Annotated in this window: 22 protein-coding genes; 6 read left to right on the forward strand and 16 right to left on the reverse strand. The window is 69.8% G+C overall.

Annotated features, from left to right (window positions below):
• Position 1: 1 nt before the first annotated feature.
• From IEY84_RS18820 to IEY84_RS18830, 3 genes are all read right to left on the reverse strand, one after another.
• Positions 2-1,891 carry an alkyl/aryl-sulfatase gene (locus IEY84_RS18820; protein WP_183545781.1) on the reverse strand — a complete coding sequence of 630 codons (1,890 nt, stop codon included), beginning with the start codon at positions 1,889-1,891 and terminating at the stop codon, positions 2-4.
• A gap of 110 nt (positions 1,892-2,001) precedes the next feature.
• The gene (locus IEY84_RS18825; protein ID WP_183545783.1) at positions 2,002-3,732 is read right to left on the reverse strand and encodes an aldehyde dehydrogenase family protein; all 1,731 of its coding nucleotides are present in this window, start codon (positions 3,730-3,732) and stop codon (positions 2,002-2,004) included.
• Positions 3,733-3,737: 5 nt separating this feature from the next.
• On the reverse strand, positions 3,738-5,351 hold the full coding sequence (locus tag IEY84_RS18830; protein ID WP_183545784.1) for a GMC family oxidoreductase: 1,614 nt from the start codon (positions 5,349-5,351) through the stop codon (positions 3,738-3,740).
• Positions 5,352-5,532: 181 nt separating this feature from the next.
• Between IEY84_RS18830 and IEY84_RS18835 the strand changes: the two genes are divergently transcribed.
• Positions 5,533-6,771 carry a PucR family transcriptional regulator gene (locus IEY84_RS18835; protein ID WP_183545786.1) on the forward strand — a complete coding sequence of 413 codons (1,239 nt, stop codon included), beginning with the start codon at positions 5,533-5,535 and terminating at the stop codon, positions 6,769-6,771.
• A 10-nt stretch (positions 6,772-6,781) separates the two neighbouring features.
• Here the strand turns inward: IEY84_RS18835 and IEY84_RS18840 are convergent, their stop codons facing one another.
• From IEY84_RS18840 to IEY84_RS18850, 3 genes are read right to left on the reverse strand one after another with little or no spacing between them, the layout of a single operon-like run.
• Positions 6,782-7,390: a flavodoxin family protein gene (locus IEY84_RS18840; RefSeq protein ID WP_183545787.1), complete on the reverse strand. Its 609-nt coding sequence runs from the start codon at positions 7,388-7,390 to the stop codon at positions 6,782-6,784.
• 28 nt (positions 7,391-7,418) lie between these two features.
• Positions 7,419-7,901 carry a hypothetical protein gene (locus IEY84_RS18845; RefSeq protein WP_183545788.1) on the reverse strand — a complete coding sequence of 161 codons (483 nt, stop codon included), beginning with the start codon at positions 7,899-7,901 and terminating at the stop codon, positions 7,419-7,421.
• A 22-nt stretch (positions 7,902-7,923) separates the two neighbouring features.
• A complete protein-coding gene (locus IEY84_RS18850; protein WP_183545790.1) occupies positions 7,924-8,100 on the reverse strand; it encodes a hypothetical protein in 177 nt (58 codons plus the stop codon).
• 148 nt (positions 8,101-8,248) lie between these two features.
• On the opposite strand from IEY84_RS18850, the gene IEY84_RS18855 reads away from it, so the two are divergent.
• Entirely contained in the window at positions 8,249-9,427 is a 1,179-nt protein-coding gene (locus IEY84_RS18855; RefSeq protein ID WP_183545792.1) for an alcohol dehydrogenase catalytic domain-containing protein, read from the forward strand.
• 1 nt (position 9,428) lies between these two features.
• Here IEY84_RS18855 and IEY84_RS18860 read toward each other — a convergent pair whose 3' ends face one another.
• From IEY84_RS18860 to IEY84_RS18870, 3 genes are read right to left on the reverse strand one after another with little or no spacing between them, the layout of a single operon-like run.
• Positions 9,429-10,763, reverse strand: coding sequence for an NAD(P)/FAD-dependent oxidoreductase (locus tag IEY84_RS18860; RefSeq protein WP_183545793.1), 1,335 nt, complete (start codon positions 10,761-10,763; stop codon positions 9,429-9,431).
• Positions 10,760-11,518 (reverse strand): transporter, encoded by a 759-nt coding sequence (locus IEY84_RS18865; protein ID WP_183545795.1) that lies wholly within the window; start codon positions 11,516-11,518, stop codon positions 10,760-10,762. The genes IEY84_RS18860 and IEY84_RS18865 overlap by 4 nt, the downstream gene beginning before the upstream one ends.
• A gap of 41 nt (positions 11,519-11,559) precedes the next feature.
• The gene (locus IEY84_RS18870; RefSeq protein ID WP_183545796.1) at positions 11,560-13,029 is read right to left on the reverse strand and encodes an MFS transporter; all 1,470 of its coding nucleotides are present in this window, start codon (positions 13,027-13,029) and stop codon (positions 11,560-11,562) included.
• Between the two features lie 189 nt (positions 13,030-13,218).
• Here IEY84_RS18870 and IEY84_RS18875 point away from each other — a divergent pair, with 189 nt between their 5' ends.
• Positions 13,219-13,827, forward strand: coding sequence for a TetR/AcrR family transcriptional regulator (locus IEY84_RS18875; protein WP_183545798.1), 609 nt, complete (start codon positions 13,219-13,221; stop codon positions 13,825-13,827).
• Positions 13,828-13,849: 22 nt separating this feature from the next.
• Here IEY84_RS18875 and IEY84_RS18880 read toward each other — a convergent pair whose 3' ends face one another.
• The 7 genes from IEY84_RS18880 to IEY84_RS18910 are packed head-to-tail and all read right to left on the reverse strand — an operon-like array spanning position 13,850 to position 21,626.
• Positions 13,850-15,313: an aldehyde dehydrogenase family protein gene (locus tag IEY84_RS18880; protein ID WP_183545800.1), complete on the reverse strand. Its 1,464-nt coding sequence runs from the start codon at positions 15,311-15,313 to the stop codon at positions 13,850-13,852.
• Between the two features lie 25 nt (positions 15,314-15,338).
• Positions 15,339-16,436: a zinc-binding dehydrogenase gene (locus tag IEY84_RS18885; RefSeq protein ID WP_183545802.1), complete on the reverse strand. Its 1,098-nt coding sequence runs from the start codon at positions 16,434-16,436 to the stop codon at positions 15,339-15,341.
• Positions 16,433-17,215 (reverse strand): enoyl-CoA hydratase/isomerase family protein, encoded by a 783-nt coding sequence (locus IEY84_RS18890; protein ID WP_183545804.1) that lies wholly within the window; start codon positions 17,213-17,215, stop codon positions 16,433-16,435. The genes IEY84_RS18885 and IEY84_RS18890 overlap by 4 nt, the downstream gene beginning before the upstream one ends.
• Positions 17,216-17,217: 2 nt before the next feature.
• A complete protein-coding gene (locus IEY84_RS18895) occupies positions 17,218-18,825 on the reverse strand; it encodes a class I adenylate-forming enzyme family protein (protein ID WP_221208846.1) in 1,608 nt (535 codons plus the stop codon).
• A complete protein-coding gene (locus IEY84_RS18900) occupies positions 18,822-19,634 on the reverse strand; it encodes a gamma-glutamyl-gamma-aminobutyrate hydrolase family protein (RefSeq protein WP_221208847.1) in 813 nt (270 codons plus the stop codon). The genes IEY84_RS18895 and IEY84_RS18900 overlap by 4 nt, the downstream gene beginning before the upstream one ends.
• Positions 19,631-20,974 (reverse strand): glutamine synthetase family protein, encoded by a 1,344-nt coding sequence (locus IEY84_RS18905; protein ID WP_183545808.1) that lies wholly within the window; start codon positions 20,972-20,974, stop codon positions 19,631-19,633. Before IEY84_RS18905 ends, IEY84_RS18900 begins: the two co-directional genes overlap by 4 nt.
• Positions 20,967-21,626, reverse strand: coding sequence for a hypothetical protein (locus tag IEY84_RS18910; RefSeq protein WP_183545810.1), 660 nt, complete (start codon positions 21,624-21,626; stop codon positions 20,967-20,969). Before IEY84_RS18910 ends, IEY84_RS18905 begins: the two co-directional genes overlap by 8 nt.
• Positions 21,627-21,849: 223 nt before the next feature.
• On the opposite strand from IEY84_RS18910, the gene IEY84_RS18915 reads away from it, so the two are divergent.
• The 3 genes from IEY84_RS18915 to IEY84_RS18925 are packed head-to-tail and all read left to right on the forward strand — an operon-like array spanning position 21,850 to position 25,886.
• Complete coding sequence (locus tag IEY84_RS18915; RefSeq protein ID WP_183545812.1) at positions 21,850-23,292, forward strand: APC family permease; 1,443 nt, start codon at positions 21,850-21,852, stop codon at positions 23,290-23,292.
• A 15-nt stretch (positions 23,293-23,307) separates the two neighbouring features.
• A complete protein-coding gene (locus IEY84_RS18920; protein ID WP_183545814.1) occupies positions 23,308-24,828 on the forward strand; it encodes a flavin-containing monooxygenase in 1,521 nt (506 codons plus the stop codon).
• Positions 24,825-25,886, forward strand: a complete 1,062-nt coding sequence (locus IEY84_RS18925; RefSeq protein WP_183545816.1) for an alpha/beta hydrolase — start codon at positions 24,825-24,827, stop codon at positions 25,884-25,886. Before IEY84_RS18920 ends, IEY84_RS18925 begins: the two co-directional genes overlap by 4 nt.

A 25,886-nucleotide genomic window follows, 5' to 3' on the forward strand; every position in this document is an offset into this window, starting at 1 on the left:
CTCACTCCGGGGTGACGATGGCGAAGGTCGGGTCGGGGGCGTCCAGCGTGGCGACGAGACGGGCGAGAGCTCCGGCGTCACCCTCGATCTCGCCACCGACCGCTGCCAGACCCTCGGGGGTCGCAGCGCCGCCGAGCAGCAGACCGGCCAGCGCCGCCGGTGCGGGCAGCCGTAGGGTCGCCTCCGCGGTGTCGGTCTGTGGTCGAGCGGAGTGGGTGAGAACGCCGTTGCGCAGGGTCAGCCGGTGGCGCTCGCCGGTGCTGGTGAGCTCCACGTCGAGGCGAAGCACCTCGGACCAGCAGCGCGGACCGTCGACACGGATCGCGATCGCGTCGAAGATCTGCTCCGCGCTGAGGGCACGGACGATGTCCGCTCCGGCCGAGGAGAGCGGGGTCCCGAAGGTGCCGTGGCGCAGCTCGTGCGCCCCGGAGAGATAGACGCATCGCCACGGCCCGCTCTCGGCCAGGTAGCCGAGCTGCTCGAAGGTGTCCGCCTGGAGCTCACGGGCGGCGGCGTGGTCGGGCTCCGCGAAGATCACGTGGTCCAGCAGCGTGGTCGCCCAGCGGAAGTCGCCCTCCTCGTAGGCTGCCCGGGCCTTGGACACGACGACGTCGGCGCCGCCCATGTCACGGACGAACCGCTGGCCCTGCTCGACCGGCGGGTGCTGCCAGAGCCGGGCGGGGTTGCCGTCGTACCAGCCCATGTAGCGCTGGTAGATCGCCTTCACGTTGTGGCTGACCGTGCCGTAGTAGCCGCGGTTCGACCAGTTCTGCTCGAGCGCCGGCGGCATCGGGAAGTCCTCGGCGATCTCGGTGCCGGTGTAGCCCTGGTTGAGCCGGCGCAGCGTCTGGTCGTGCAGGTAGGCGTACATGTCCCGCTGCAATGCCAGGTGCTCGCGGATCGCCTCGTTGCCGAAAGTCGGCCAGTGGTGCCCACCGAAGGCGACCTCCGCCTCCTGGCCATAGGTCTCGATGGCCTCGGTGAGGTAGCCCGCCCAGGCGTGCGCGTCGCGGACCAGCGCGCCGCGCAGGGTGAGGAGGTTGTGCATCGCGTGGTTCGAGTTCTCCGCGATGCACAGCGCCTTGAGCTCGGGCAGGTAGAAGTGGAACTCCGAGGGCGCCTCCGAGTCCGGCGTCATCTGGAAGACGAAGCGGACCCCATCGAAGACGTGCTCCTCGCCGGTCTCCCCCACCAGCACCGTCGGCGGGATCAGGGAGACCTGTCCGGTCGAGTTCGTCTGGCCGATCCCGGCACCGACCTGGCCGCGGGGTCCGCGCTCCAGGGCTGCTCCGAACATGTACGCAGCACGCCGGGCCATCGCGGTGCCGGCGAAGACGTTCTCGCCGACAGCGTGCTCGAGGAAGCCGCTCGGCGCGATCACCGGGACGCCGGCCGCGACGTCCTCGTCGCTGATCACGCCCCGGATGCCGCCGAAGTGGTCGATGTGGGAGTGGGTCAGGATCACTGCGGTCACCGGACGGTCACCACAGTGCTCGCGGTAGAGCTCGAGCGCCGCCGCGGCACACTCGACCGAGACCAGCGGGTCGACCACGATGACGCCGCTCTCGCCGGCGATGAAGGTGATGTTGGCGATGTCGAGGCCGCGCACCTGGTGGATGCCGGGGCGCACCTCGTAGAGACCTTGCCGGCTGACCTGGCGGCTGTGCCGCCACAGGCTCGGGTTGACCGTGTCGGGCGCCTCTCCCTCGAGGAAGGCGTAGGTGTCCACGTCCCACACCACGCGTCCGTCGGGCGCGGTGATCGGACCGCGGGTCCAGCGCGCGACCAGCCCGCGCTCGCTCTCCTCGGTGCTCTCGTGGAACGGCAGCGTCGCCAGGGTCTCCTTGTGCTGCCGGCGTACGTGCTCGGTGGCCTCGTGGGGGTTCGTCATGGGGATCCTTCGGTGTTTCGGGGTTGGGAAGCGCGCACGTGCCGGCCGTCGGCTCGGCACGTGCGCGATCTGGGCCGGTCAGGGCCAGGTGAGGCGGGTGTCGCCTCGCCTCACCCGCGCAGGGCGGAGGCGAAGATGCCAGGAAGGGCGGTGACCGACGGCGAGGCGGCGAACCTGGTGAGGAGACGGCCGGTGCGGTCGGCGGTGCGGTTGTCGACGAACCAGGGCGGCTTCGGCGAGATGGTCATCTCGCCGTGGAACAGGCTGCGCGGGGAGGTGCGGAACGGACCCCGTACGACCGTACGCTCGGTGCGGTCCAAGAGCAGCGCGTTGTGCACCACACCCTGCCCGCTCTGTACGTCGTCCAGCGGATGCCCGGGGAACGCGCCCCAGGTCGCGTGGGCGGTCAGGTAGCCCAGCCCGGTCCACACGTTGACGCCGATGGTGCCGTAGCGCATCCGGGCGATCTGCTTCTCGAGGGCGTCGCCGAGCTGCTTCTTGGTCGCCGGGTCGACGATCAGGTTGGCGCCCAGCGTGCCGTGCAGCCGCTCGTTGGCGGCGTCCACGGCTGCCCGCAGGAAGCCCTCGCCGTGTCCGGGGAGCTCGGCGACGCCGAGCACCGGGCCGAAGTACTCCTCGGTGAAAGCGGTCTCCTCGGCGTCGGCCAGGTCGAGCCCGGGGAGCAGCGTACGCTCCGGGGTGCCGCCGACGGCCTCGGCGTCGAGGTGGAGGCGCCGTGCCCCCTCCACCCGGGTCTCGCAGCCCGGATACCAGGCAGGACGGTGCGGCGCCGCGGAGAGCGCACGGCGCAGAGCGGCCAGGAACTCCTCCTTCTGGTCCCAGTCCGAGCTGAGGATCACCAGCTGGCCGGCGATGCAGTTGAACCCGGAGTTGTGCAGCCGCATGGTGGCGACGTGCTGGGCCTGGTGCTCGATGTCGGCAGCGGTCCAGTCGCCGGGAACGATGATGACCGGCGCGACGCCGCCGAGCTCGCTGGTGATCGGCTTGTCCAGGAGCGGTGTGCCGGCCGCCTTCCGGTCGGCAGCCTCGTCGCCCAGACCCCACACGATCGCGTCGTGGGTGCGCTCGCTGCCGGTCATGTGCACCGCGGCGATCCCGGGGTGGTGCGCCAGCGCAGAGCCGATCTCGGCGCCACCGGTGATGATCTCGACGACACCGAGCTCGAGGTAGGGCGCGAAGACGGCTCGCAGCACCGGCTCCAGCGCCTCGGCGATCGGGTTGAGCTTGAGCACCGCGACCCGGTTCTCGGCGTACAGCTGGTAGAGCACGTCCAGCGGCGCGATGGAGAAGATGTTGCCGGCACCGAGGACGAGCGCGCTGCCACGGGTGGCGGCGGGGTCGCGCTGGGTGAGGCCGGCCTCGCGGCGTACGTCCTGCTCGGTCACGCCGGGCTGCAGCCAGACCGAGGCGGAGTAGCCGTTGAGCAGCAGCCGGTCGTAGATCGAGTGCGGGAGGACGTCGATGGCCACCTGGCCCTCCCCCACGGTGCGGGTGGTGAAGCCGTCCAAGACGTCCTTGCCGTGCTGGAGTCGGCGCAGGGTCTCCGCCAGCGCGGGGACGTAGGAGAGCACCGCCCACGGCCCGCTGGTCCACTCCTCGCCGGCGAGGGTGGACCCCGCCGGGAGCTGCTTGATCCGGCAGGCGGTCTCGACCCACTGCTCGGCGTGCTCGTCGACGAGCCGACCGAACCGCTCGAGGAGGGCGACCCGGTCGCCGAGGGTCAGGCCGGCCCAGGTCTTCTCGGCCGTCGCCAGGCGAGCGGTGATGGCCTCCGCCTGGGCGTTCGGCTCCTCCGGGGCGAGGGGTGTCTGGTCGCTCATCGCGATCACTCCGTCCCGCGGATCAGATCCGCGGCCTTCTCGCCGACCAGGACGGTCGGTGCGTGGGTGTTGCCGTGCGTGATGGTCGGGAAGACCGAGGCGTCGGCGACGCGGAGCCCGGTGACACCGTGGACCCGCAGCTCGGCGTCGACCACGCCCTCTTCGGGCGTGCCCATCCTGGCGGTGCACGAGGGGTGGTAGGTGTGCTCGACGCCGCGGCGGATCTCGGCTTCGAGCTCCTCGCGCGTCTGCGCCTGGGCGCCGGGGTGGATCTCGGTGCCGACCAGGTCACGAACCGGGGAGGCGGCCAGGATCTCCCGGACCTTCTGCACCGCGGCGACCATGGCGTCCATGTCGTCCTGCTCGGCGAAGTAGTTGAAGGTGACCGCGACCTGGTCCTTGGGGTCCGCGCTGCGCAGACGTACCTGACCGCGGCTCTTCGACCCGACCAGCGAGCAGCCGACGCCGACGGCGGGCTTGTCGTGGGTGCCGAAGCCGTGGTCCCAGAAGTAGCCCGGGGCGAAGATCAGCTGCATGTCGGGCGCGTCCAGGCCCTCGCGGGTCCGGAAGAACGCGCCGCCCTCCCCCACGTTGGAGGTGAGGATGCCGCGGCGCAGGGCGAGATAGGACAGCAGCTGCTTCGGCGTCTCGGCCTCGGCCAGGTTGCCCTTCGCGGTCGTCTCCACGTTGACGAGGTACATCGGGTGGTCCATCAGGTGGGCACCCACGTTGGGGTTGTCCACGATCGTCTCGATGCCGTGCTCGGCGAGGTGCTCGGCGGGGCCGATGCCGGAGAGCATCAGCAGCTGGGGCGTGTTCAGCGCACCAGCGGAGAGCACCACCTCGCGGTTGCAGCTCAGCAGGACGGTGGCACCGTCCACCTCGGCCTCGATCCCGATCGCCCGGCCATCGGCGATGACCACCTTCCGCACGTGGGTGTCGGTCAGCACGGTCACGTTGGAGCGCTTGGCCGCCGGGGCCACGTAGCCGTCGGCCGTGGTCCACCGGGAGCCCCGCTTGTGGGTCACCTGGTAGAAGCCGGTGCCCTCCTGCTCGGCGCCGTTGAAGTCGTCGTTGCGCGCCAGACCGGTGGCGGCAGCGGCCTCGATGAGGCGCTTCACTGCCAGACTCGGCGACCGCAGGTCCTGGATGTGCTGCGGACCCTGGTCGCCGTGGAACTCGTCGGCACCGCGGGAGTTGGTCTCGGCCCGCTTGAAGTACGGGAGCACCTCGTCGTAGGACCAGCCGGTCGCACCGGCCTTGGCCCAGCCGTCGTAGTCGGCCCGGTTGCCGCGGATGTAGATCATCGCGTTCATGCCGCTGCACCCGCCGAGCATCTTGGCCCGGGGGTGGTAGATCCGGCGACCGTCCAGGTGCGGTTCGGGCTCGGTGAGCACGTTCCAGTCCCGTTCGGTCTTGAACTGCTTCGAGAAGGCCGCCGGCACCTGCACGCTCATGTGCTTGTGCGAACCGCCGGCCTCCACGAGCAGCACCGACGTCCTGGGGTCCTCGGAGAGACGCGCGGCCACGACCGCACCGGCCGACCCCGCCCCCACCACGATGTAGTCGTACGTCTTCTGGGCTGCATGGGCGCCCCGCCCGGCCTTCTTGCTCGCCATCAGCGTGCCTCGTCCCTTCCGAAGGAGTGGTCGTGTTCGGGCCGACTGTGCCAGGGATCACACCGCCGGCTCTTGGCGTACGCCGCCAGAGTTGGACCAGAGCGTTGTACGAGGGAACAATCGCGAGTGGCGGGGCTCACACGGAGCTCGCCCACGATCCCTACTCCACCCGCGGAGACATATGCCTCAGGACAATCCCGAGCTCGAAGCCTGGCTCGAGGAGTTCGCGCGCGAGGCTCTCCGCGGAGACGCGGTCGAACGGTTCGTCCGCTATGTAGACGCGGGCATCCTCGCCCAGCTGCCGCAGATCGCCGCGGACCCGCTGCTGGCCCAGGACCTCGACCAGAGCACCGACTCGCAGTGGCGCGCCTTCCTGGAGATGGTGGTGGCCGACGACTACCACCACCACCTTCCCTCCCAAGCCGGCAACCTCGCCCGCTCGCTCGCCCGGCGCGGCATGGATCTCGGGGTGCTGCTCAAGGTCTACCGGGCCGCCCACCAGCTGGTCTTCGCCTACCTCTCCGAGGTCACCCAGGAGGAGCCGCTGCCGCGGCCCGGCCGCGACGAGGCGCTGGTCTTCGTCTGGAGCCGGGCCGGACAGTGGATCGACGACACCATCGAGAAGCTCATCGAGACCTTCTACGCGGAGCGTCAGCTTCTGGTGGAAGGTGCGCTCGCCCGGCGGGCCTCATTGATCGACGGCCTCCTCCAGGAGACCGTCGAACCCACCGAACGGGTCTCTGCCGATCTGGGGCACCAGCTCGACCACTGGCAGACCGGGTTCGTGATCTGGCAGGCCAGCAGCGTGGTCCACGATCGCGATCTGGAGACGTTCGCCGGCGACCTCGCGCGCGTGGCCGGTGCGCCGTCACCGCTGTTGCACGTCGCCGGGCACCGTGACCGCTGGGGCTGGCTGGCCACCTCGACGCCACCGGACCTCGCCGGCGTCCACAAGCTGTCCGAGCGGTTGTCCGGGAGCGGCGTACGCATCAGTCTGGGTACGCCCCAACGCGGCCCGGAAGGCTTCCGACAGTCGCATCAGGAGGCCCGCGCCGCCCACAAGGTGGCCACCGCCGCGGTGCTCGCTCCCCCCGTGGTCGACTACCAGGAGGTCGAGCTGCTGTGCCTGGTCGACGGCAACCGTGCCCTGGTGGAACGGATGGTGCTCCGCGAGGTGGGCCCGCTCTGCGGCGCTGACAAGAACCTCGCCCAGGTCCGGCAGACCACCCTCGCCTTCCTCACCCAGCGCAACCTGGACGCGGTGGCCGACGCCCTCTTCGTGCACAAGAACACCGTCCGCTACCGCCTCGCCAAGGCCGAGGAGCTCCTCGGCCACCCGCTGAGCGAGCGGGCGGCGTATGTCGAGCTCGCCCTGCGCCACATCGCGCTGTTCGGTCCGCCCGCTGACGGAGCGAGCTGACGTACGCGTCTCACTCGGCCGGATAGGGCGCTGCGGCCAGCAGCCCCGCGAGGTGGGCGAGATGGCGGGCCAGGGTCCTGGTGGTCCCGGCGGTCGTCTCGGGCGTCGGCTCCTTGTCCTTGTAGTCCACGCCCTGCATCGCCTCGCCGACCCAGTAGGTCGCCGCGCTCGCGGGGATGGTGAAGCCGACGTCGTTCAGTGCCTGGCACAGCTCGGCGGTGACGTGGTGGGCGCCGTCCTCGTTGCCGACGACGCCGATCCCGGCGACCTTGTCGTAGGTCAGCATCCGACCCTTGTCGTCGGTCTCGCCGAGCTCGGCGTCGAGCCGCTCGAGCACCATCTTGCACACCGCGGACGGCTGGCCGAGCCAGATCGGGGTGACCAGCACCAGGACGTCCGCAGCCAGCATCCGCTCCCGCAGCTGCGGCCACTGGTCGCCGTCACCCTCGTCGGTCGTCACCCCGAAGCGCACGTCGTGATCGACGACCCGGACCATCTCGCCGCTCACCCCCTGGTCCCGGAGCGCCGAGAGCACCTGGGATCCCAGCAGCTCGGAGCTGGACTCCGCAGGCGAACGCTTGAGGGTGCAGTTCAGGACAAGGCAGCTCAGTGACGTCATGCCGACCGGTAACCCGAGAGCATCGCCGTCATGCCCTGATCACGGCGCGCCCGACCCGCAGGTGCAGGTCCTCGAGCCGGGCGAGCTGGACATCAGCGCGTCGGATGAGGTCGTCGAGCTGCAGTGGGTCCACACGTACGTCGCCCTCGGTGGCGGCGCGAAGCAGCTGCCACCCCGCGCGTTTACCAGCCACCGCGTCCCGCAGTGCCTCGAGCTCGAACAGGTCAGACAGCGGTGAACGCCGGACCAACCGCCCGTTCGGCTTGAACCGGCCGGCGAGCTCCACCGCCCGTCCCGTGGCGGCGGCGATCCGCGAAGGGGTGGCGCCGGTCGCGATGATCATCTGTCGCTGGGCCTCGCGGTCCTCGTTCATCTCGGCCGCCAGCTGTCGTACCTCGGCGGCCACCTCGGGGTCGGAGTGGGAGCGGCCGACCCTCTCGAACATGGCCACTCCGGCGCTGGAACCTGCCCAGTGATGCTGCAGGTAGGCGTGCAACATGTCGTCGTTCACCGGTTGCTCCTTCTTCTGGACGTCAGGGATGTAGCGGCGGAAGCTCGCTGCCGGCCTTCGCCGGGATGCCGGAGAGGACCGCCTCGAGGGCGTCCATGGCGGAGTGGTGCGGTCGCCAGTCGAGCTCTCGCTCGGCGCGGACGGTCGACATCAGCGCCAGCTGCATGACCACCGCCAGCAGGCTGCCCGGGACCTTCATGTGTGTCCACGCCCTTCCTGCAACCGGCCGATCCGTCATCTGTGCCCCACCGGTACCCACCGCGCCTCGGTTGAGCACAGTGATCGCCGGGCTTGAATCGCCGGATCCGGGTACCGCAGACGTGACCCGATCCGAAGGAGGCAGATCCATGAAGGCGGTCACTTGGCAGGGATGGCGCGACATCCGCGTGGAGGAGGTCCCGGATCCCCAGATCGTCGAGGACGACGACATCATCGTTGAGATCACCTCGACTGGGTTGTGTGGTTCCGACCTGCACCTCTACGAAGTGCTCACCGGATTCATGACGCCGGGCGACGTGGTCGGGCACGAACCGATGGGGATCGTGACCGAGACCGGGCCCGGGGTCCACCAGGTGAGCGTCGGCGATCGAGCGGTGGTGCCGTTCAACATCAGCTGCGGCACCTGCTGGATGTGTCGGCGCGACCTGCACTCGCAGTGCGAGACGACCCAGAACCGCGACCAAGGCACCGGGGCGAGCCTCTTCGGCTACAGCTCGCTCTACGGCCAGGTCCCGGGCGGCCAGGCGGAGTACCTGCGCGTCCCCTTCGGGAACGAGCTGCCGATCAAGGTCCCGCACGGCCCGCCCGACGACCGATTCCTGTTCCTCTCCGACGTCCTGCCGACCGCCTGGCAGGCGCTGCAGTACGCCGATCCCGACCCGGAGAGCACCGTGCTGGTGCTCGGCGCCGGTCCCATCGGCGACATGGTGAGCCGCATCGCGCTCGACGCCGGCCACCGGGTCATCAGCGTGGACCGCGAGCCCGAGCGTCTCGCCCGGGTGCGGCAGCGTGGGGCCGAGACGATCGATCTCGAGTCCGGCGACGTCGCCGAGCGGGTGCGCGACCTGACCGACGGACGCGGGGCCGACGCCGTGATCGACGCGGTGGGCATGGAGGCTCACGGCTCCCCGATCGTGGAGGGGATGACCAAGGTGGTGTCCATGATGCCCGGAGCCGCCGGCCGAGCGGTGATGCAGACGGCCGGCGTCGACCGGATGGCCGCCCTGCACACCGCCTTCGACGCCGTACGCCGCGGCGGCACCATCTCCATCGCCGGCGTCTACGGCGGCGCGATGGACCCGTTCCCGATGATGCAGCTGTTCGACAAGCAGGTCGGCATCCGCATGGGCCAGGCCAACGTACGCGCCTGGACCGATGACCTGATGCAGTTCCTCCAGAGCGACGAGGACCCGCTGGGCGTGGGCTCCTTCGCCACCCACCACCTCCCCCTCAGTGAGGCGCCGGAGGCCTACAAGTCCTTCCAGGAGAAGGCCGACGGGATGGTGAAGGTCGTCTTCAAGCCCTGAGTCAGCCGTTCATCCGGGCGTTCCGCCTGCTGCCGTTGACCAGGTCGTTGAAGCGGTCCACGGCCCAGATCGTCCGGAGCCCGGCGCGGCTCATCATCATCGGCCGCGGGAACCTCGGCCTGGCCTGCCACAGGGTCTGCAGGTCCTCGTGCAGCTCGCCGTCGATGATCGCGTCGGCGATGAGCGTCCCGACGTAGGGCGCCTGGGCGAGGCCGTGACCGTTGCACGCGATCGAGTAATAGAGGTCCTCGCCCATCCGGCCGGCGCGAGGAAGCCACGACGAGGTGATCGCGATCCACCCACCCCAGGCGCGGTCGATCGCCACATCGGCCAGCATCGGAAAGCGGGTGGCGAAGGCGCTGGCCAGCTCCTCGACGAGCCCGGGGTCGGGTACCTTCTCCGGGAGCGGATAGCTCGTGCCCCGCTCGAGACGGCGTACGCCGAACACGATGGTGTTGCGCGGGGTCAGACGGTAGTTCTCCATGATCGCGTGCTGGGTGACGAGGCCCATGCCGCTGGTCCAGCCGAGTGCGGCGAGCCGGTCGGGGTCGATCGGCTCGGTCTCCACCTCGATCACGTAGATGGGCACGGAGAGGTGTTTCGGGGTGATGTCCCACTCCCCCGCGAAGGCGTTCGTGGCCAGCACCACCCTGTCCGCCCGGACCCGGCCCTGCGAGGTCGTCAGCACGACCCGGCCGCTCTCGCGGGTCACGTCGGTGACCTTCGTCTGCTCGAAGACGCGTGCGGACGAGTCGAGGAGCACCCGCCGCATGCCGAGGCTGAACGCGCCCGGATTCATCCGGCCGCCGACGAGCTCGCGCATGCCGCCGACGAACCCGCGGGGGATCCCCAGCTCCTCAGCCGTGCCGACCTCTACGTGGCCGCCGGCTCGGGTGATGATCTTGGCGACCCGTCGAACGCGTCCCATCTGGCCGCGCGAGACGGCGGCGAACGCGTTGCCGGTCGCCTCGTACTCGCAGTCGATGTCGTGCTTCGCGATGAAGTCCTCGACATGGTGTGCGGCACGCTCGGCGAGCCGCATCATGCCCGGCATCTTCTTGCGCGAGAGCAGGTCGAGCAGCTGGATGTCGCCGCCAGGAGCACCGGCCAGCTGGCCCGCGTTGCGCGAGCTGGCCCCGTGCCCGCAGAACTCGGCCTCGAGCAGCACCACGTCGTGGCCCCGCTCGACGAGCCGCAGGGCGGTCGACATCCCGTTGATGCCGCCACCGATCACGGCGACACGGCAGCTGAGGTCCCCCTCGAGGGCCGGCTGGACGTCGGCCGGCGGGTCGATCCACCCGGTGAAGGATTCGTACGTGACGTGGTCGGTCCTCATGCCCCGACCGCCTTACGGCGCTTGTCGGCCGACGCGACGCCGGTCGCCACGTTGTGCTCGTGGAGAGCGCGGTAGGCAAACAGGTACGTGAGCATCTGCAGCCCCCACACGGCCAGCGCGAACGTGTAGAAGAGTGCGCGGTCCTGGAGCGGGTCGACCGAGGCGGGCAGCGGGAAGAAGTCGTAGGTCAGCGCGATGACCGTCGCCGCGAGGCTGACACCGAGGGTTGCGACGGCGACCCGGGTGGCCCCGATGTCCCACAGCCGCTTCACGAAGTAGACGATGAAGACGAGCGTCAGCAGGTTCACCACCAGGTAGAACGTGGCCGGGCCCTGGTGCAGGATGAACTCACCGTTGTCGTCCACGTGGTCGCGGAACTTCGGCTGGGCCAGGTAGAGCCCACAGCCGATTCCCAGAGCGAAGATGCCGATCTCGACCCCCAGGCGCGCCTTGTATCGGTGCGTCACGGCCATCAGGCCGACCACCAGCAGCAGCGTGATGCCGATCGAGCGCGAGAAGGCGTCGAGGAAGAAGGCGAACGCGTACTGCCCGCTCGTCTCGCCGCCGGCGGGATCGTCCGCGAAGCGCAGGGCCCAGATCAGGAAGTTCACGCCTGATGTCGCGACGATGAACCACTCGATGCCGAGCAGGTAGTTGCGGTAGCGCTTGATGAAGCGCCACCCCGCCCAGTAGCCGCACACGATCATGACCAGGTCGGCGACCAGGAAGGTCAGGGCGTAGATGTCTTCTTTCATTTCATTTCCTTATGGTGAGTTGAAGGGACCGGACATGCGGGTCAGGCCGTGCTGCGGCTGGCGCGCCGCCGCGAGCGGGCGCTCGAGACCAGCACGGTCAGCACGACGAGCAGCGCAAGCACTCCGGAGATCCAGTAGCCGGTGCCGTAGAGACCCTCGGCGGCCACCTCGAGGGTCGTGCCGGACACCGGGACCAGGGCTGCGCTGAGGTCGGCGCTGACCAGGGCCGTGCCGAACGCGAACCCGACGGCCATGAAGGTGCCGGCGACGCCGGCCGCCGTCCCGGCCTTCTCCTCAGGCACGGCCGCCTGCACCAGAGTGAAGCCGGCGGCGTACCCGATGCTGCAGCCCAGGCCCATGACGGCCGCGCCGACCAGGTAGTGCCACTGCTGGTCGTGGAACATCGCCAGCCAGGCGAGGCCCGCGGCGCTGATGAGGGCACCCACGACGAACACCGGCACTCCGCGCCCGTTGGCGACGGGACGGTCGACCGCCGCACCACCGACCAGGAAGGTCACCGCGAAGGGCACCATCAGCCAGCCGGTCTCGAGGGCCGAGAGCCCGAGGCCGTACGCGTCGACCGGACGGAGCGCCTCCGGGACCACCTGCGCGTAGCTGCTGAGCAGCAGCAGGAAGGCCGAGTTCACCGCTGCGAACAACGCGATCGACAGGCAGGAGGCGGTGACCAGCGGGGCACGCATCAGGGCCACGTCGAAGACAGCAGTCGAGGATCGCCGCTGGGCACGCACCCACGTGATGCCGCCGACGATGCCGATGACCAGCGGGATGAGGGCCGCACTGCCCCACACGAGACCTTGGGTCAGGGTCAGCAGGATCGCCGCGACCCAGCCGATCATCCAGATCGTGCCGACCGCACCGATCCGGCCGGCGCGCTCGGCCGGCGGGGCGTGCGGGACCAGGAGGTACGCCGCGAGGGTGGTCGCCGCGCAGGCGGCGGTGAGGATGGCGAAGAAGCTGCGCAGGGACAGGGTCTCGACGATCAGGCCGCCACCGATCATGCCGGCGACGATGCCGGCGCCCGTGGCGATCACCAGGACGGCGACGCCGACGGTGATGCCGGACTCGCCGAGGTTGCGTCGCAGGAATCCCAGCGGCAGCAGCTGCGCCGCGCACCCGAAGCCCATCAGCGTGCACCCGGCGAGGAGCGTCGGATAGGAGTCGCCGATCGCCGGGACCGCCGCGCCGACGGCGAGGAAGGCGGCCGCAGCGACGGAGGCGTTGCGGTCTCCGTACAGGTCGGCGAGGCGCGGCAGCAGGATGAATCCCGCTCCCCCGCCGAGCGTCAGGGCGGTGTAGAGCCAGGTCGTCTCGGCGACCGTGGCGAGCCCGTACTGCGCCTGGATCACCGGCAGCAGCGGCGGAAGGATGAAGATGACGGCGTTGGTCAGCACGACCATCAGCGCGCCGATGCCGATGAGCCGACCCTTGTCGGGCCTATGCCCTGCCGTCGTCCGGCGGCGTGCTGCCGCTTCTTCGTTGATCTGCGCCATGGGTTGTCTCCGATCCGGGAGGTGTGATCCGGCTCATACGCTACGACTTAGTTAGTCATATGATCAAGATCCATGACTAAGATGTTTGACTAAGTTTTCCATGGCAAGGATTCGCGGGCCGCGCTGTTATAGTCGGATTGACTTAATCAAGCGCCCAACTTGGTCGCACGAACACCTTCGGAGGACCTGATGGCACGCATCCCCGTCGCCCAGCGACGTCGCGACTTCATCGAGGCCGCCGTCGAGGTCATTGCCGCCCACGGCATCGACGGCGCGACGACGCGCCGGATCGCCGAGCAGGCCAAGGCCAACGTGGCGATGCTGCACTACTGCTACGACTCGAAGGAGGACCTCTTCGCGGACGTCTACACCTTCGTGGCCGGCAAGTACCGCGAGGTCATCGAAGGCAGCGACCCGCACACCACGCTCCCCGACGCGGCCCGGGAGATCCTGCGCGGCGTGATGGAGTGCTACCTCGACTCCCCCAGCTTCACCGCCGCGACCTTCGAGCTCGTCAACTGGGCCCGGCGCCAGCACGGCGACCGCGGCATCGCGGTCTACGACCAGGCCTTCGAAACGGTGCGCAAGGCGCTGCAGGAGGCATCCGCCGGTGACCCGGTCACGCCGGAGGTCATCGACGAGGCCACCTACGTCCTGGCCACCCTCGCCGACGGATTCGGCGTCAACTGGTTGACCTACGGTGACGCCTCGGTCGCCCAGGCACAGATGGAGGTCAACTGCTCCGTGCTCGACAGCTGGCTCGCGACCCGGCTCGCGGCGGCGCCGGCCAAGGCCTGATCGGGCGCCGCCGCGCCGGCGATCACAACGGCAGGTCCGGGGAGTCCACACCGACGACCCGGTCGCCGCAGAAGACGCGTACGGACTCGGCCGGCCCGTGGCCGCCGATGCCGGCCGGGCCCCAGAAGCTCTGGGCCGAGTCGTCGCCGAGGTCAGCGATCTTGGCGCCGTTGACTCGCACCTCACCGGCCACGATGCGCGAGCCGACCTCGATCGCGCGGTCGGTGTCGGTGCCGAACACGTACGCGTCGAGCCCGGACGGGTGGGCGTTCGCGATCCGCAGCGCCTCCTCGTCGGAGTCCACTGCGTGCAGCGAGACGAGCGGACCGAACAGCTCGGCCGTCGCCCGGCGCGGATCGGCACCGGAGGCGACGGTCGGCGAGAGGAAGTAGCCGCCGAGCTCGGGGAGACCTGCGGGCTGGCGGATCGTCGCGCCGAGCTCACGCAACCCCTCGATGCGGCTCTGCAGGGTCTGGAAGTGCGGCCCGTTGGAGATCGGTCCGACCTGGGTGTCCTCGTCCAGTGAGTGGCCGACGGTGAGCTTGGAGATTCGCTCGGTCAGCGCGTCCAGCAGGGGGTCGACCAGGCTGCTGTGGGCGAGGACCTTGCCGGGTCCCTCGCACCACTGACCGTTGAGCTTGGTCATGCCGTCGAGGATGCCGTCGGCGGTGACGTCGAGGTCGGCGTCGTCGAGCACCAGCACCGGGTTGTTGCCGCCGAGCTCCAGCTGCAGCACCTTGAAGTCCTCCGCCCCCGCGCGGGCGATGGCGCGGCCCGCTCTGGGTCCGCCGGTGAACGAGACGACCTTGATCCGTGGGTCGGCCGTGAGTAGCGCGCCGACCTCGCCCGTGCCGTGGACCAGCTGCAGCGCACCCGACGGGAGGCCGGCCTCCACGAAGCACTCGACCACGATCTGGGCGCTGCCCGGCGCATGCTCCGAGGGCTTGAGGATCACCGGACATCCCGCCGCGACGGCGCTGACGACCTTGGCGGCAGGGATGAAGCTGGGCCCGTTCCACGGGGTGAGGATCGCCGCCGGCCCCCACGGCACCTTGTAGAGGCGTACGTCGCGGCCCCCGGCCGCCAGGGCGGTGACCCGCGGGATCGCCCGCAGGTCAGCGGCCGTCGCCCGGATGCGGTAGGGCAGGAAGGACGCCACCGTGCGGGTGGCGCTGATCGGTGTGCCGCTGGTGATCGCATCCGTGCGCGCGATCTCCTCGGTCCTGCTCTCCAGGATCTCGGCGACGCGCTCGAGCATCTCGGCCCGCTCGACCCGGGCCTCCTCGTCCCAGCGGCCGACGTCGTACGTCCGTTCGGCATGCCGCAGGGCGCGCTCGACATCGTCGAGCGGGGTGGTGACGGTCCGGTGGACGGGCTCGAGAGTGTTGGGGTCGAGGTTCCACACGTCGTCGACCGTGGTGCACTCGCTCCACTCGTCGGCGATGTAGTCGACCGGCTGGGCGATCGTGATCTCGTTGCTGGACATCAGGGTTCCTCTGCGGATTCGTGGGTCAGGACTGGAGGTCGACGACGATGCGGGTGACGTCACCGGACTTCATCGCCTCGAAGCCCTCGTTGATCTCGGCGAAGGGGACGACCCGGGTCACCATCTCGTCGAGAAGGAGGCGTCCCTGCTGGTAGAGCCGGGCGAACTGGGCGATGTCCTCGCGCGCCTGGCCCGACCCCATGTAGGAGCCGATGAGCCGCTTCTCCTCGAAGAAGAACGACAGCGCGGGCACGCTGATCTCGGTGCCGGCCGGCGCGATGCCGACGAGACACGCGGTGCCCGTCGGTCGCAGGAGGGCGAGTGCGGTCTCCGCGGTCCGGGCGGAGCCGACCGCCTCGAACGAGTAGTCGACACCGTCGCCGAGCTGCCGGCGGAGCTCCGCGACCGTGTCGCCGTCGCCGCCGTTGATGACGTGGGTGGCGCCGTACGTCCGGGCAGCCTTGAGCCGGTCCTCGTCGAGGTCGATGGCGACGATCGCCGACGCACCGGCGAGGCGGGCGCCCTGGATGATCGCCGACCCGACGCCACCGCAGCCGACGACGGCGACGGTGCTGCCAGGGCGCACCTGAGCACCACGGAAGACGGCGCCGACGCCGGTGACGATGCAGCAGGACAGCAGGCACCCGACGTGCAGGGGGACGTCGTCCGGCAGTCGTACGAGCGCGCTCTCCCGCAGCAGGATGTGCTGCGAGAACGCTCCGATGGCGGCGAGCCGCTCGATCGGCCGCCCGTCGAGCGTCTCGAACGCGGAGCGTTGCCGACGGCGTACGTCGTCCAGGCGCAGACACTGGGTGGAACGTCCGGCGTCGCAGTTCACGCACCCGCCGCAGGAGGGGGTCAGGGCGCCGGTCACCCGGTCGCCGGGACGCAGCGAGGTCACGGCCGAGCCGACCGACTCGACCACGCCGGCCACCTCGTGTCCGACGACGACCGGGACGTCCGTCGGCACGGTCCCAGTCATGTAGTGAAGATCGCTGTGGCACAGCCCGGCGTGGCTGACCGCGACCAGGACCTCGTGCGGCTCGGGGTCGTCGACGCGGATGTCGGTGAGCTCCAGCGGTGCTCCGATCTCGTTCAGCACGGCAGCTCGGGTGGTGATCATTCGGTGGTCTCCCTCGTGTTCCAGAAGCCGGCGACGCCGGCAGTGAGCAGTCCGCTCGCCCAGGCCTCGTGGGCGGCGTGGTCCTCGCGCTCGAAGGCGGCCTCGACCTCAGCGGGCAGGGGCCGCAGCAGCGCGAGGTGGAGCGCGGTGGTGTTCCCCTCGGGGGTCCAGGCGTGCACGGTGTCGACGGCGCGCTCGATGAGCTGGTCGGGCTCGACCACCTCGTCGAGCAGACCGATCCGCAGCGCCTCCGCCGACGGGACCCGAGGGGACCCGAGGACCATGCGCAACGCGTGGTTGCCGACCAGGCGCCGGAGCAACAGGCTGGTCGCGTTGGAGATGGTGAGGCCGCGGGCGTTCTCGGGCTGGAAGTACTCGGTCACCGGAGTGCCGATCCTGGCGTCGCAGCACAGGGTGATCTCGGAGGCTCCACCGACCGCGATGCCGTTGACCGCCGCGATCACGGGGACCCGGGTCTGCAGGATCGCGCGGGTGACGTCGTGGAAGCTCTCGAACGCCTCGTGGACCTCGGCCTCCGTGGTCGGCGCGTGCTGCAGGTCCTCACCGGCGGAGAAGGCACGGCCACGGCCGGTGAGGACGATGCCGCGGACGGTCTCGCCGGTTCCGTGCTCACGCACCAGCGCCGCCAGGCGACGCCGCATGTCGACGGTGAGGGCATTGAGCTTCTCGGGGCGGTCGAGCGTGAGCACCGCGACGTCGCGTACGACGGCGACGTCGAGGTGATCCTCGGTTGCAGGGCCGGTAGCAGGGATGGTCATGGTCAGCTCCTCGGTCGGGCGAAGTCGTGGGTGGTGCCGGGCTCGGCGGCGGCCCTGGCTTTGAGCGCGGGCTTCGAGACCCGCTCGGAGGGGGTACGAGGAAGATCGGTGACGAACTCGACGTAACGGGGCACCTTGAACCGCGCGAGCTGGGCACCCGCGCGCTCGAGAAGCTCCTGGGCGGTGGCCCGGTCGCCCGGCACCCCTTCCCTGAGCTGGACGAAGGCCTTGACCTCCTCGCCCAGGACCTCGTCGGGTACGGCGACGACGGCCGCCGCGACGATCCGCTCGTCCCTCTCGAGGACAGCCTCGACCTCGGCACAGGCGACGTTCTCGCCACCGCGCCGCACCATGTCCTTGAGCCGTCCGACCAGCTGGATGCCGCCGTCAGGACGGCGGACGACGAGGTCGCCCGTATGCAGCCAGCCGTCACGCAGCACGTTGGCGGTGGCCTCGGGACGGTTCCAGTAGCCGCCCATCATCGGCCGGCCCGAGATGACGAGCTCGCCCGGCTCACCGGGCGGGACCTCCTCCCCCGGCTCGACCGGATCCTCGATGCGGACCTGCTTGGTCGGCACCAGCCGCCCCAGGCTGCCGCTGCCCACGGCAGCGGCGTCGTCGAACGAGCTGACCAGGTCGATCCCCGACTCGGTCATCCCGTAGACCTCGCGCCAGGGCGCACCCCACCGCTCCTCGAGCTGGGCGTGGAGGGCGACCGGGATGCCCGAGCAGAGCACGATGCGAAGGTCGTTCTCCCGGTCCTCGGCCGCGGGCGGCTGCTTGTACAGCAGGGTGGGCATCGAGCCGAGGACGTAGAAGAAGGTCGCCCGGTGGCGGCGTACGTCGGCCATGAACGTCGAGGCCGAGAACCGCGGCAGCACGACCAGCGGGGCACCGAGCGTCAGGGCGAGAGCGGTGTTCCACTGCGGGTCCATGTAGGAGAACGGCTGCGAGGTGAGGAGCACGTCATCGGCCCCGAGCCCGGTGGCTCCGGCGCAGATCCAGCCCAGTCGCACCCAGTAGCCGTGGCTGAGCATGCATGCCTTCGGGAACCCGGTCGTGCCCGAGGTGTACTGCAGGTTGGCGAGCGTCTCCGCCGCGACCGGCACCTGCGGCGCCGCGACCGGGAAACGTTCGGACCCGTCGTCGGGGACGTCCACGACACGGACACCGGCCAGGTCGCGCTCCTCGGCGAGCACCTCGGCGACGAGGCCGGAACGTACGTCGTCGGTGAAGATGACGCGGGCACCCGAGTCCTTCAGGACGAAGGCGAGGTCGGAGCGCTGGTAGGCGCAGTTGACCGGCACCGCGACCGCGCCGGCCTTCAGCACCGCCAGCCATGCCACCGGCCAGTGCACGACGTTGGGGAGCATGATCGCCACCCGGTCCCCCGGGCGTACGTCGTCGACCTCGATCAGCCGGTGGGCCAGCCGGGAGGTCCAGGCGTCGATCTCGGCGAAGCTCCACGACCCGTCACCGAAGCGCAGGAACTCCCGATCTCCGCAGTCCTGGGCGCGCTGCGCCAGCAGCTGGCTCAGCGTCGGAACTGCGGGATCGTCGCTCATCCGTTCGGCCGCGACGACCGGTCCGGTCGTGACGTGTGCGTTCACTGGGGGCTCCTCTGCTCTCGCCCGGCGGGTTCGTGGTTCGCGAGCCGCTCCATCGCCTGCTCGACGACCCACGTCAGCGCCGGGTCGTTGCTCTTCATCCACTCCGGGTGCCACTGGACGCCGAGGACCGGCCGTCCCGGCACCTCGATCGACTCGACCACGCCGTCATCGGTCCGACCGGTCACGACCAGCCCGGCGCCGCACCGGTCGACGGCTTGGTGGTGCCACGAGTTGGTGATCGTGTCCGTGCCGAAGAGATCACCGGCGATCGAGCCGTGCGTGAAGGAGACGACATGGTCGACGGTGCCGTCCGTGGGCGCGGTCTCGGCCGAGAGGTGGCTCACCGGACCCTCCGGAAGATGCGGCACGAGGGTCCCGCCGAGGGCGACGTTGAGCACCTGCAGGCCACGGCACACACCGAGCACCGGGATCCCCCGGTCGATCGCCGCGCGGACGAGCGCGATCTCGTACGTGTCTCGCGCAGCGTCGTGAACCATCGGGTTCGTTCGCGGGTCGACGTCGCGCACCACGGAGGTGTCTCCGCCCCAGCACGCGGGATGTACGTCCTGGCCTCCGGTGATGACGACGCCGGAGAGCCAGTCGCAGACCGCCGCCGCATCGGTGTCGTAGGAGAGGTGCACGGGCAACCCACCGGCCTCGGCGATCCGCGTCGCGAAGTCCGACATGGAGGTGTCGATGCAGCGGTCGCCGTAGCGCGGGTCGGCTCCGTTGAGCACCGACAGCCGGAACCGGCGTCCGGTGATGCCGATCAGCGGCCGCAGCACCCCGGCCTCCTCGCGCGCGCTCACGGGAACTCGAAGTAGCGCTGGGACTCCCACGCGGAGAGCTCGGCGAACGGGTCGCCGCCCTTGGTGTGGAACTCCATCCACTCCCATCGGCGGGAGGCGACCCAGAAGTCCACGAACTCGTCGCCGAGGTACTCGCGAAGCAGCGGATCGGCGTCCAGTGCCGCGCCGGCCTTCGACATCGTGTCGGGGACCCGCCTCACTCCGGCGCTCTCGGGAAGGCACCAGGCCATGTCCGTGACCTGCTCGGGCGGCTCGATCTTGCGCTCGATCCCGGCCAGCACCCCGGCCAGGACGCCGGCCAGCGCGAGGTAGGGGTTCACGTCGGCGCCCGGGAGCCGGTACTCGAGGCGCGAGTACTTGGGGTGGCCGGTGATAGCCCGCACCGCGGCGGTCTTGTTGTTGACTCCCCAGCCCACCGTCGTCGGCGGCCCGGTCAGGTCGACCAGCCGTCGGTACGAGGTGATCTGCGGCAGCGCGATCGAGGTGTTGCCCTCCATCGTGGCGAGCAACCCGCCGACCGCATGCCGCATGAGCTCGGACGGCCCGTCCTCGGCGAAGAACCGGTTCACGCCGTCGCTCTGGAGCGAGAGGTTGATGTGCGCCCCCTGGCCGAATCCGGCGGTCGGCTTGGCCATGAACGAGACCGTGTGGCCCCGCTCGAAGGCGACCTCGCGCATCACCTGGCGGGTGCGCGCCCAGCTGTCGCCCAGCCCGACCGGGTCGGTCGGCGCGAGGTTGAGCTCGGTCTGGCCGGGCGCGGCCTCGTCGGTCCATGCCTCCCACGCGATGCCGACGCTGTCGAGCCGCTCGACGACCGCCTCCATGTAGTCGACCCAGTCCTTGGACCGGGCGAGGTGGTACGTCGCCCCGGTGCTGCCGCCCAGCGGCGTGAGGTCGCGATAACCGCGTGCCCTGGCCTCCTGGACGGACTCCTCGAACAAGGTGGCCTCGATCTCGACGGCCACGGTGGCGGCGTACCCGTTGTCGGCGAGGCCGGCCACCAGCTTCCGCACGAGGTTGCGCGGACAGATCGGGACCGGGGTGCCGTCCTTGAGCCAGTAGTCACCGATCACCGAGTCCAGACCGGGCTTCCACTCCACCAGGGTCGACATGTCCGGGATCATCTGGATGTCGTAGAGGTTGCCCCGCCACTCCGGGAAGGCGTCACCGAGGACGATCTCGTTGTTGAGGTCGATGGCGAACAGGATGTCGGCGAAGGCGAAGCCGGTGTTCTTTCCGGACGCGAACTTCTGCGGCGAGACGTTCTTGCCGAGGAGGCTGCCCTCGTGGTTGGTGGCCTCGAGGCGTACGGCCCCTCGGGCTTGTGCGAGCTCAGACATCGAAGCGGACCTTCCAGGATGCGGCCGTCATGACGGACAGCTGGGACAAGGTGCCCTGGACCTGCACACCTGCGTCCAGGGAGGCGAGGAAGTCGTCGGCGCCGGTGAAGACACCGGCGAGGAGGTCGGCGGGACCGGCGACGAGGTACGTCGTCGTCCCCTCGCCGAACCGACCCGGCTCAGGTCCGTCGGGCCCGGCAGCCTCCACGATCAGGACGTCGGGGATTCCGGCGATGTCGCGGGTGATCTCCCAGAACCGCACGGCCGCGTCGCGCCAGTGCGGCAGCGGCGGGCGCAGTGCGCGCTGGCCGCGCGCCGCCAGGTCGGCGTCACCAGCCGGCTCCTCGGTCAGCGCGAACCTGGCATGAAGGTCGACCACGAGCGTTGCATCAGGCTCGACGAAGACTCCGCTCGTCACCTCCACGACTCCGGCGCCGAAGGTGACCGTCGCCGCCTGCGGGGTGTCATGGGATCGGATCGCCACGGTGCCGACGAGGCCGGCAGTCAGATCCCCGGCGGGAAGCCCCTGTCCTGAGGCCCTGGTCAGAGTGCGCCCGATCAGCCGGACCAGTGGGGTCGCGTCGTCCTCGATCGCGACGCGTGTCGCATCGAAGCGAACATCTGGCGCTTCGATCGTGCTGCTCTCGGTCATCTCTCGGCCCTCCTGGCTGATCAGCCGATCTCATTCTTAGTCACTTGACTCAATCGGTTGGCTAAGATCGTGGACCCAGAGAACTCCCTTGTCAACCACCCGGGCGAGATTGATCCATCGGTGAGCGACGCCACCCGACCCCTTGACGCGGCGTGATCCCTGACACACACTTAGTCATCCGACCCAATCAAATGACTAACTTCTTTGCCAGAAGGGACCCGGGATGACGCCCATCAACGCACCAGCCGAGGAGCCGGTCGCACCGGCGGACGCTCTCCCGGTCGACGGCCTCGACCGGGAGCACCTGAGCCGCAACCAGCTCGTCGGGCTGGCCCTGGCGTCGTACGTCCCGCCCGTCGGGCTGGCCTCGGTCCCGGCTTTGGTGCTGGTCACCGCCGGCAACGGCAGCTGGCTGGGCGCCCTGATCGCCGCGGTCGCCACGAGCCTCGTCGGGCTCTCGGTCATCGCCTTCGCTCGACGCTACGTCGTCACCGGATCGATCTACTCCTACCTGCCGCACGTCTTCGGCCCGTGGGCTCGGATCCTGGCCGGCGCCGCACTCTTCCTCGGCTACGTCGCGCAGATCGGCGCAATCGCCTTCCTGGTCGGCCTCTTCTCCGGCAGCTTCCTGCTCTCCCTCGGGTTCGAGGCGAGCTTCGACGTCGGCGTGCAGATGCTGATCTACAGCGCTGCCGTGCTGATCGCCGGAACGATCGCCTACCGGGGACTGGACACCTCGGTGCGTACGGCGGTCACGCTGGCCGTCGTCTCCGTGCCGCTGATGCTGGTCATCACCGTCGCCGCCGCCGCGAGCGCAGGGCTCGATCTCGGTGCCCAGCTGTCCCTCGAGGGAGCCACACCGAGCGGCATCTTCCAGGGGGTCGCCGCCGGCGCGGTCTTCCTCGTCGGCTTCGAGAGCAGCACGGCGCTCGCCGCCGAGACCCGCGACGCCCGACGATCCGTGCCCCTCGCCGTCATGTGCGTGCCGGTCGGTCTGGGCGCGCTGTACGTCGTGGCCACCCTGCTTCAGGTGCCCGCCCTCGTCGCGGCGAGCGACGCCCTGGCGGCCGGGACCTCCCCCGCCGCCGCCCTCGCCGTCGAGGGCGGGCTCGGCAGCACGGTGGCGACCGCGACCGACCTGGTGCTCGCGGTCGCGACCTTCGCTGCCCTCATCGGGTTCGTCAACTACGGCTCACGCTTCGTCGCGACCCTCACTGCCGACGGCCTGCTACCTGCCCGCGTCGGGCGGATCCACCCCCGCCACCACAGTCCCGCGGTCGCCGTCGTCACGATCTGCGTTCTCGGTCTGGGCGCGATCCTGGTCATGGTCGCTCTCAACCCAGACAACATCCTCGGCGTCTACAACTCGGTCGCGACGCTCATCGTCTACTTCTGGGTCGTCCCCTACCTGCTCATCTGCGCGGGCGCACTACGGCTGCTCGGGCGAGAGGGACGGCTCGGCCCGATCGCTGTCATCGGCGCGGCCCTGGGCGCGGCGGCCATGGCCTGGATGTACCTCAACGGTCTCGTCAACCCGCCCGCCCCGCCGCTCGACGCGATGTCGTACGTCGCGGTCGTGGCAATGGCCGTGGTGTTCGTGGCATTCCTCGCCGTCGACCGCCTCGCCCGCGCCCGTCGTACCGCCAGTCACCAGACCCACCACTGAGAAGGAAGTGCAGCAATGAACCAGACCATCGCGAGGGAGTACGCCGACATCGTCGTCATCGGCGCCGGCCTCTCCGGCATCGGCGTGTCGAAGCACCTGACGGAGGCGTTCCCTGAGAAGGAGTTCCTCCTGCTCGAGGCTCGCGCCTCGGTCGGCGGCACCTGGGACCTGTTCCGCTACCCAGGCATCCGCTCCGACGACTCGGTGCACACCTACGGCTACGACTTCAAGCCGTGGCTGCACAAGGAGGCGATCGCTGGCGGCGACCTGATCCGCGGGTACATCCGGGAAACCGTCGACGAGTTCGGGCTGGGCAAGAGCCTTCGCCTGGGTCATAAGGTCACCGCTGCCGACTGGTCCAGCGAGGACGCGGAATGGACCCTGCACGTCACCGTGACCGACGAGGCGGGCAACGAGTCCGAGAAGGTTGTCCGGGCCAGGTTCGTCTTCAGCGGCACCGGCTACTACAACTATGACGAGGGCTTCGAGCCGCGGTTCGAGGGCCGCGAGGACTTCCAGGGCGACATCCTCCACCCGCAGCACTGGCCCGAGGACTACGACTACAGCGGCAAGCGCGTGGTCATCATCGGCAGCGGTGCGACCGCGGTGACGATGCTCCCCGCGATGCTGACCGGCGAGGGTGCTGCTGGCCACGTCACCATGCTCCAGCGCACCCCGAGCTACGTCGCGTCGATGCCCCAGGTGGACAAGATCGCCCAGTTCCTGCTGAAGGTCTTCGGCAAGAAGCTCGGGTACCGCCTCACGCGGTTCAAGAACATCTGGCGCGACCACTTCCTCGTGACGGTTCTGGTGAAGTTCCCGAACTTCGGGCGCAAGCTCCTGCGCAGCATGACCGCCAAGGAGCTCCCGAAGGGGTTCGACGTCGACACCCACTTCGCACCGCCGTACAACCCGTGGCAGCAGCGCCTCTGTGCGACTCCCGACGGCGACTTCTTCGAGGCGATCCGCGACGGAAGCGCCGACGTCGTGACCGACCAGATCGAGCGGTTCATCCCCGAGGGCATCCTGCTCGAGTCCGGCAGGAAGCTCGAGGCCGACATCATCGTCACCGCGACCGGCCTGGTCATGCAGATGCTGGGTGGCATCCAGCCGACCGTGGACGGCGCCCCCGTCAAGATCGCAGACCAGGTGCTGTACCGCGGCTCCCTGATCTCCGGCGTACCCAACTGGGCGATGATGCTCGGCTTCACCAAGGCGACCTGGACGCTCCGCATCCGCAACGTCGCCCGCCTCGCCATCGAGCTGATCCGCGAGATGGACAGGAAGGGTTACGACATCGCCCTGCCCGTCGCGCCGGAGGGCATGCCCAAGCAGGACCTCTTCGACCTCTCGGCCGGCTACATGCAGCGGGCCCGGGCGGAGCTCCCGCGCCAGGGCACCGGCCTGCCCTGGCAGATGCACACGACCTTCGTCAAGGACAACCGACTCTTCAAGGGGAAGCTGCTCGACCAGGACATCCAGTTCTCCGAGAAGCGCTCGGCCCCGCACCTGGCCAGCGTCGAGGTTGCGTCATGAGCGGGGAACACTTCACGTTGAGCCAGAGCTTCCAGCGAGCCCTCCTCGTCTTCCTGAGCCGTCTGCCCGCGAGCCTGCAGCGGATGCTGGCGCGTCCCGCGACCAACACGACCGGCGACGCCATGGCGCCTGACGTCGCCCTGCTCATGAAGCTGGGCGAGTCCGGTCCGGACTACAGCGACCTTCCGCCCGCTGAGGCCCGCGCAACCACGGAGCGGGATCTGATCCTCTTCGCGTCCCGCGTCGAGCCGTGCGTCGTCGAGGAGGAGATCGAGATCTCGGACGAGGTCCAGCTCACGCGCTACAGCAACGGCACCCCGTCGCGAGGTCTGATCCTCTTCTTCCACGGTGGAGGCTTCGTGATCGGCAGCCGCGCCAGCTACACCGCCCCGGCGCGCATGTTCGCGCACGGCACCGGAGCAGACGTCGTGTCGGTCGAGTACCGCCTGGCGCCGGACGCCCCCTTTCCAGCAGCACAGGACGACGCGGTCGCCGCCTGGCGGTACGTCGTCGAGCACGCTGCGGACTGGGGCGTGGACCCGCACCGCATCGTCGTCGCCGGAGAGAGCGCCGGCGGCAACATCGCGGCCGTCCTGTGCCAGCAGGTGCGAGGCGAGGCGGTGCAGCCGATGCTCCAAGTGCTGATCCAGCCGGTGACCGACCTCGTCGAGCACCGCCCCTCGCAGGAAGAGTTCGCGGGATCGCCGGCGCTGTCGGCCAAGCAGGTCGCCTGGTTCGTCAAGAACTACCTGCCGGAAGGGACCAATCCGGCGGACCCGCGCGTCTCACCGTACCGGGCCTCCAGCCTGGCCGGACTTCCGCCCGCGATCGTCAATCTGGCTGGGTTCGACCCGCTCCACGACGACGGGCTCGCGTACGCGACCTCGCTTCTGGAGGCCGGCGTCCCCGCACAGGTGGACCGCGAGCCTGGCCAGGTCCACGGCTACATCTCCTACACCGCGGTCAGCCCGAGCTGCAAGCAGGCGACCGGGCGTCTCGTCGCCTCGATCTCCGCGGCGCTCGACCGCACCGAACACACCGCTACGAAGGCGAGCTGA

Origin of the sequence: Nocardioides albus (assembly GCF_014648255.1) — a bacterium.
Classification (GTDB): Bacteria; Actinomycetota; Actinomycetes; order Propionibacteriales; family Nocardioidaceae; genus Nocardioides; species Nocardioides albus.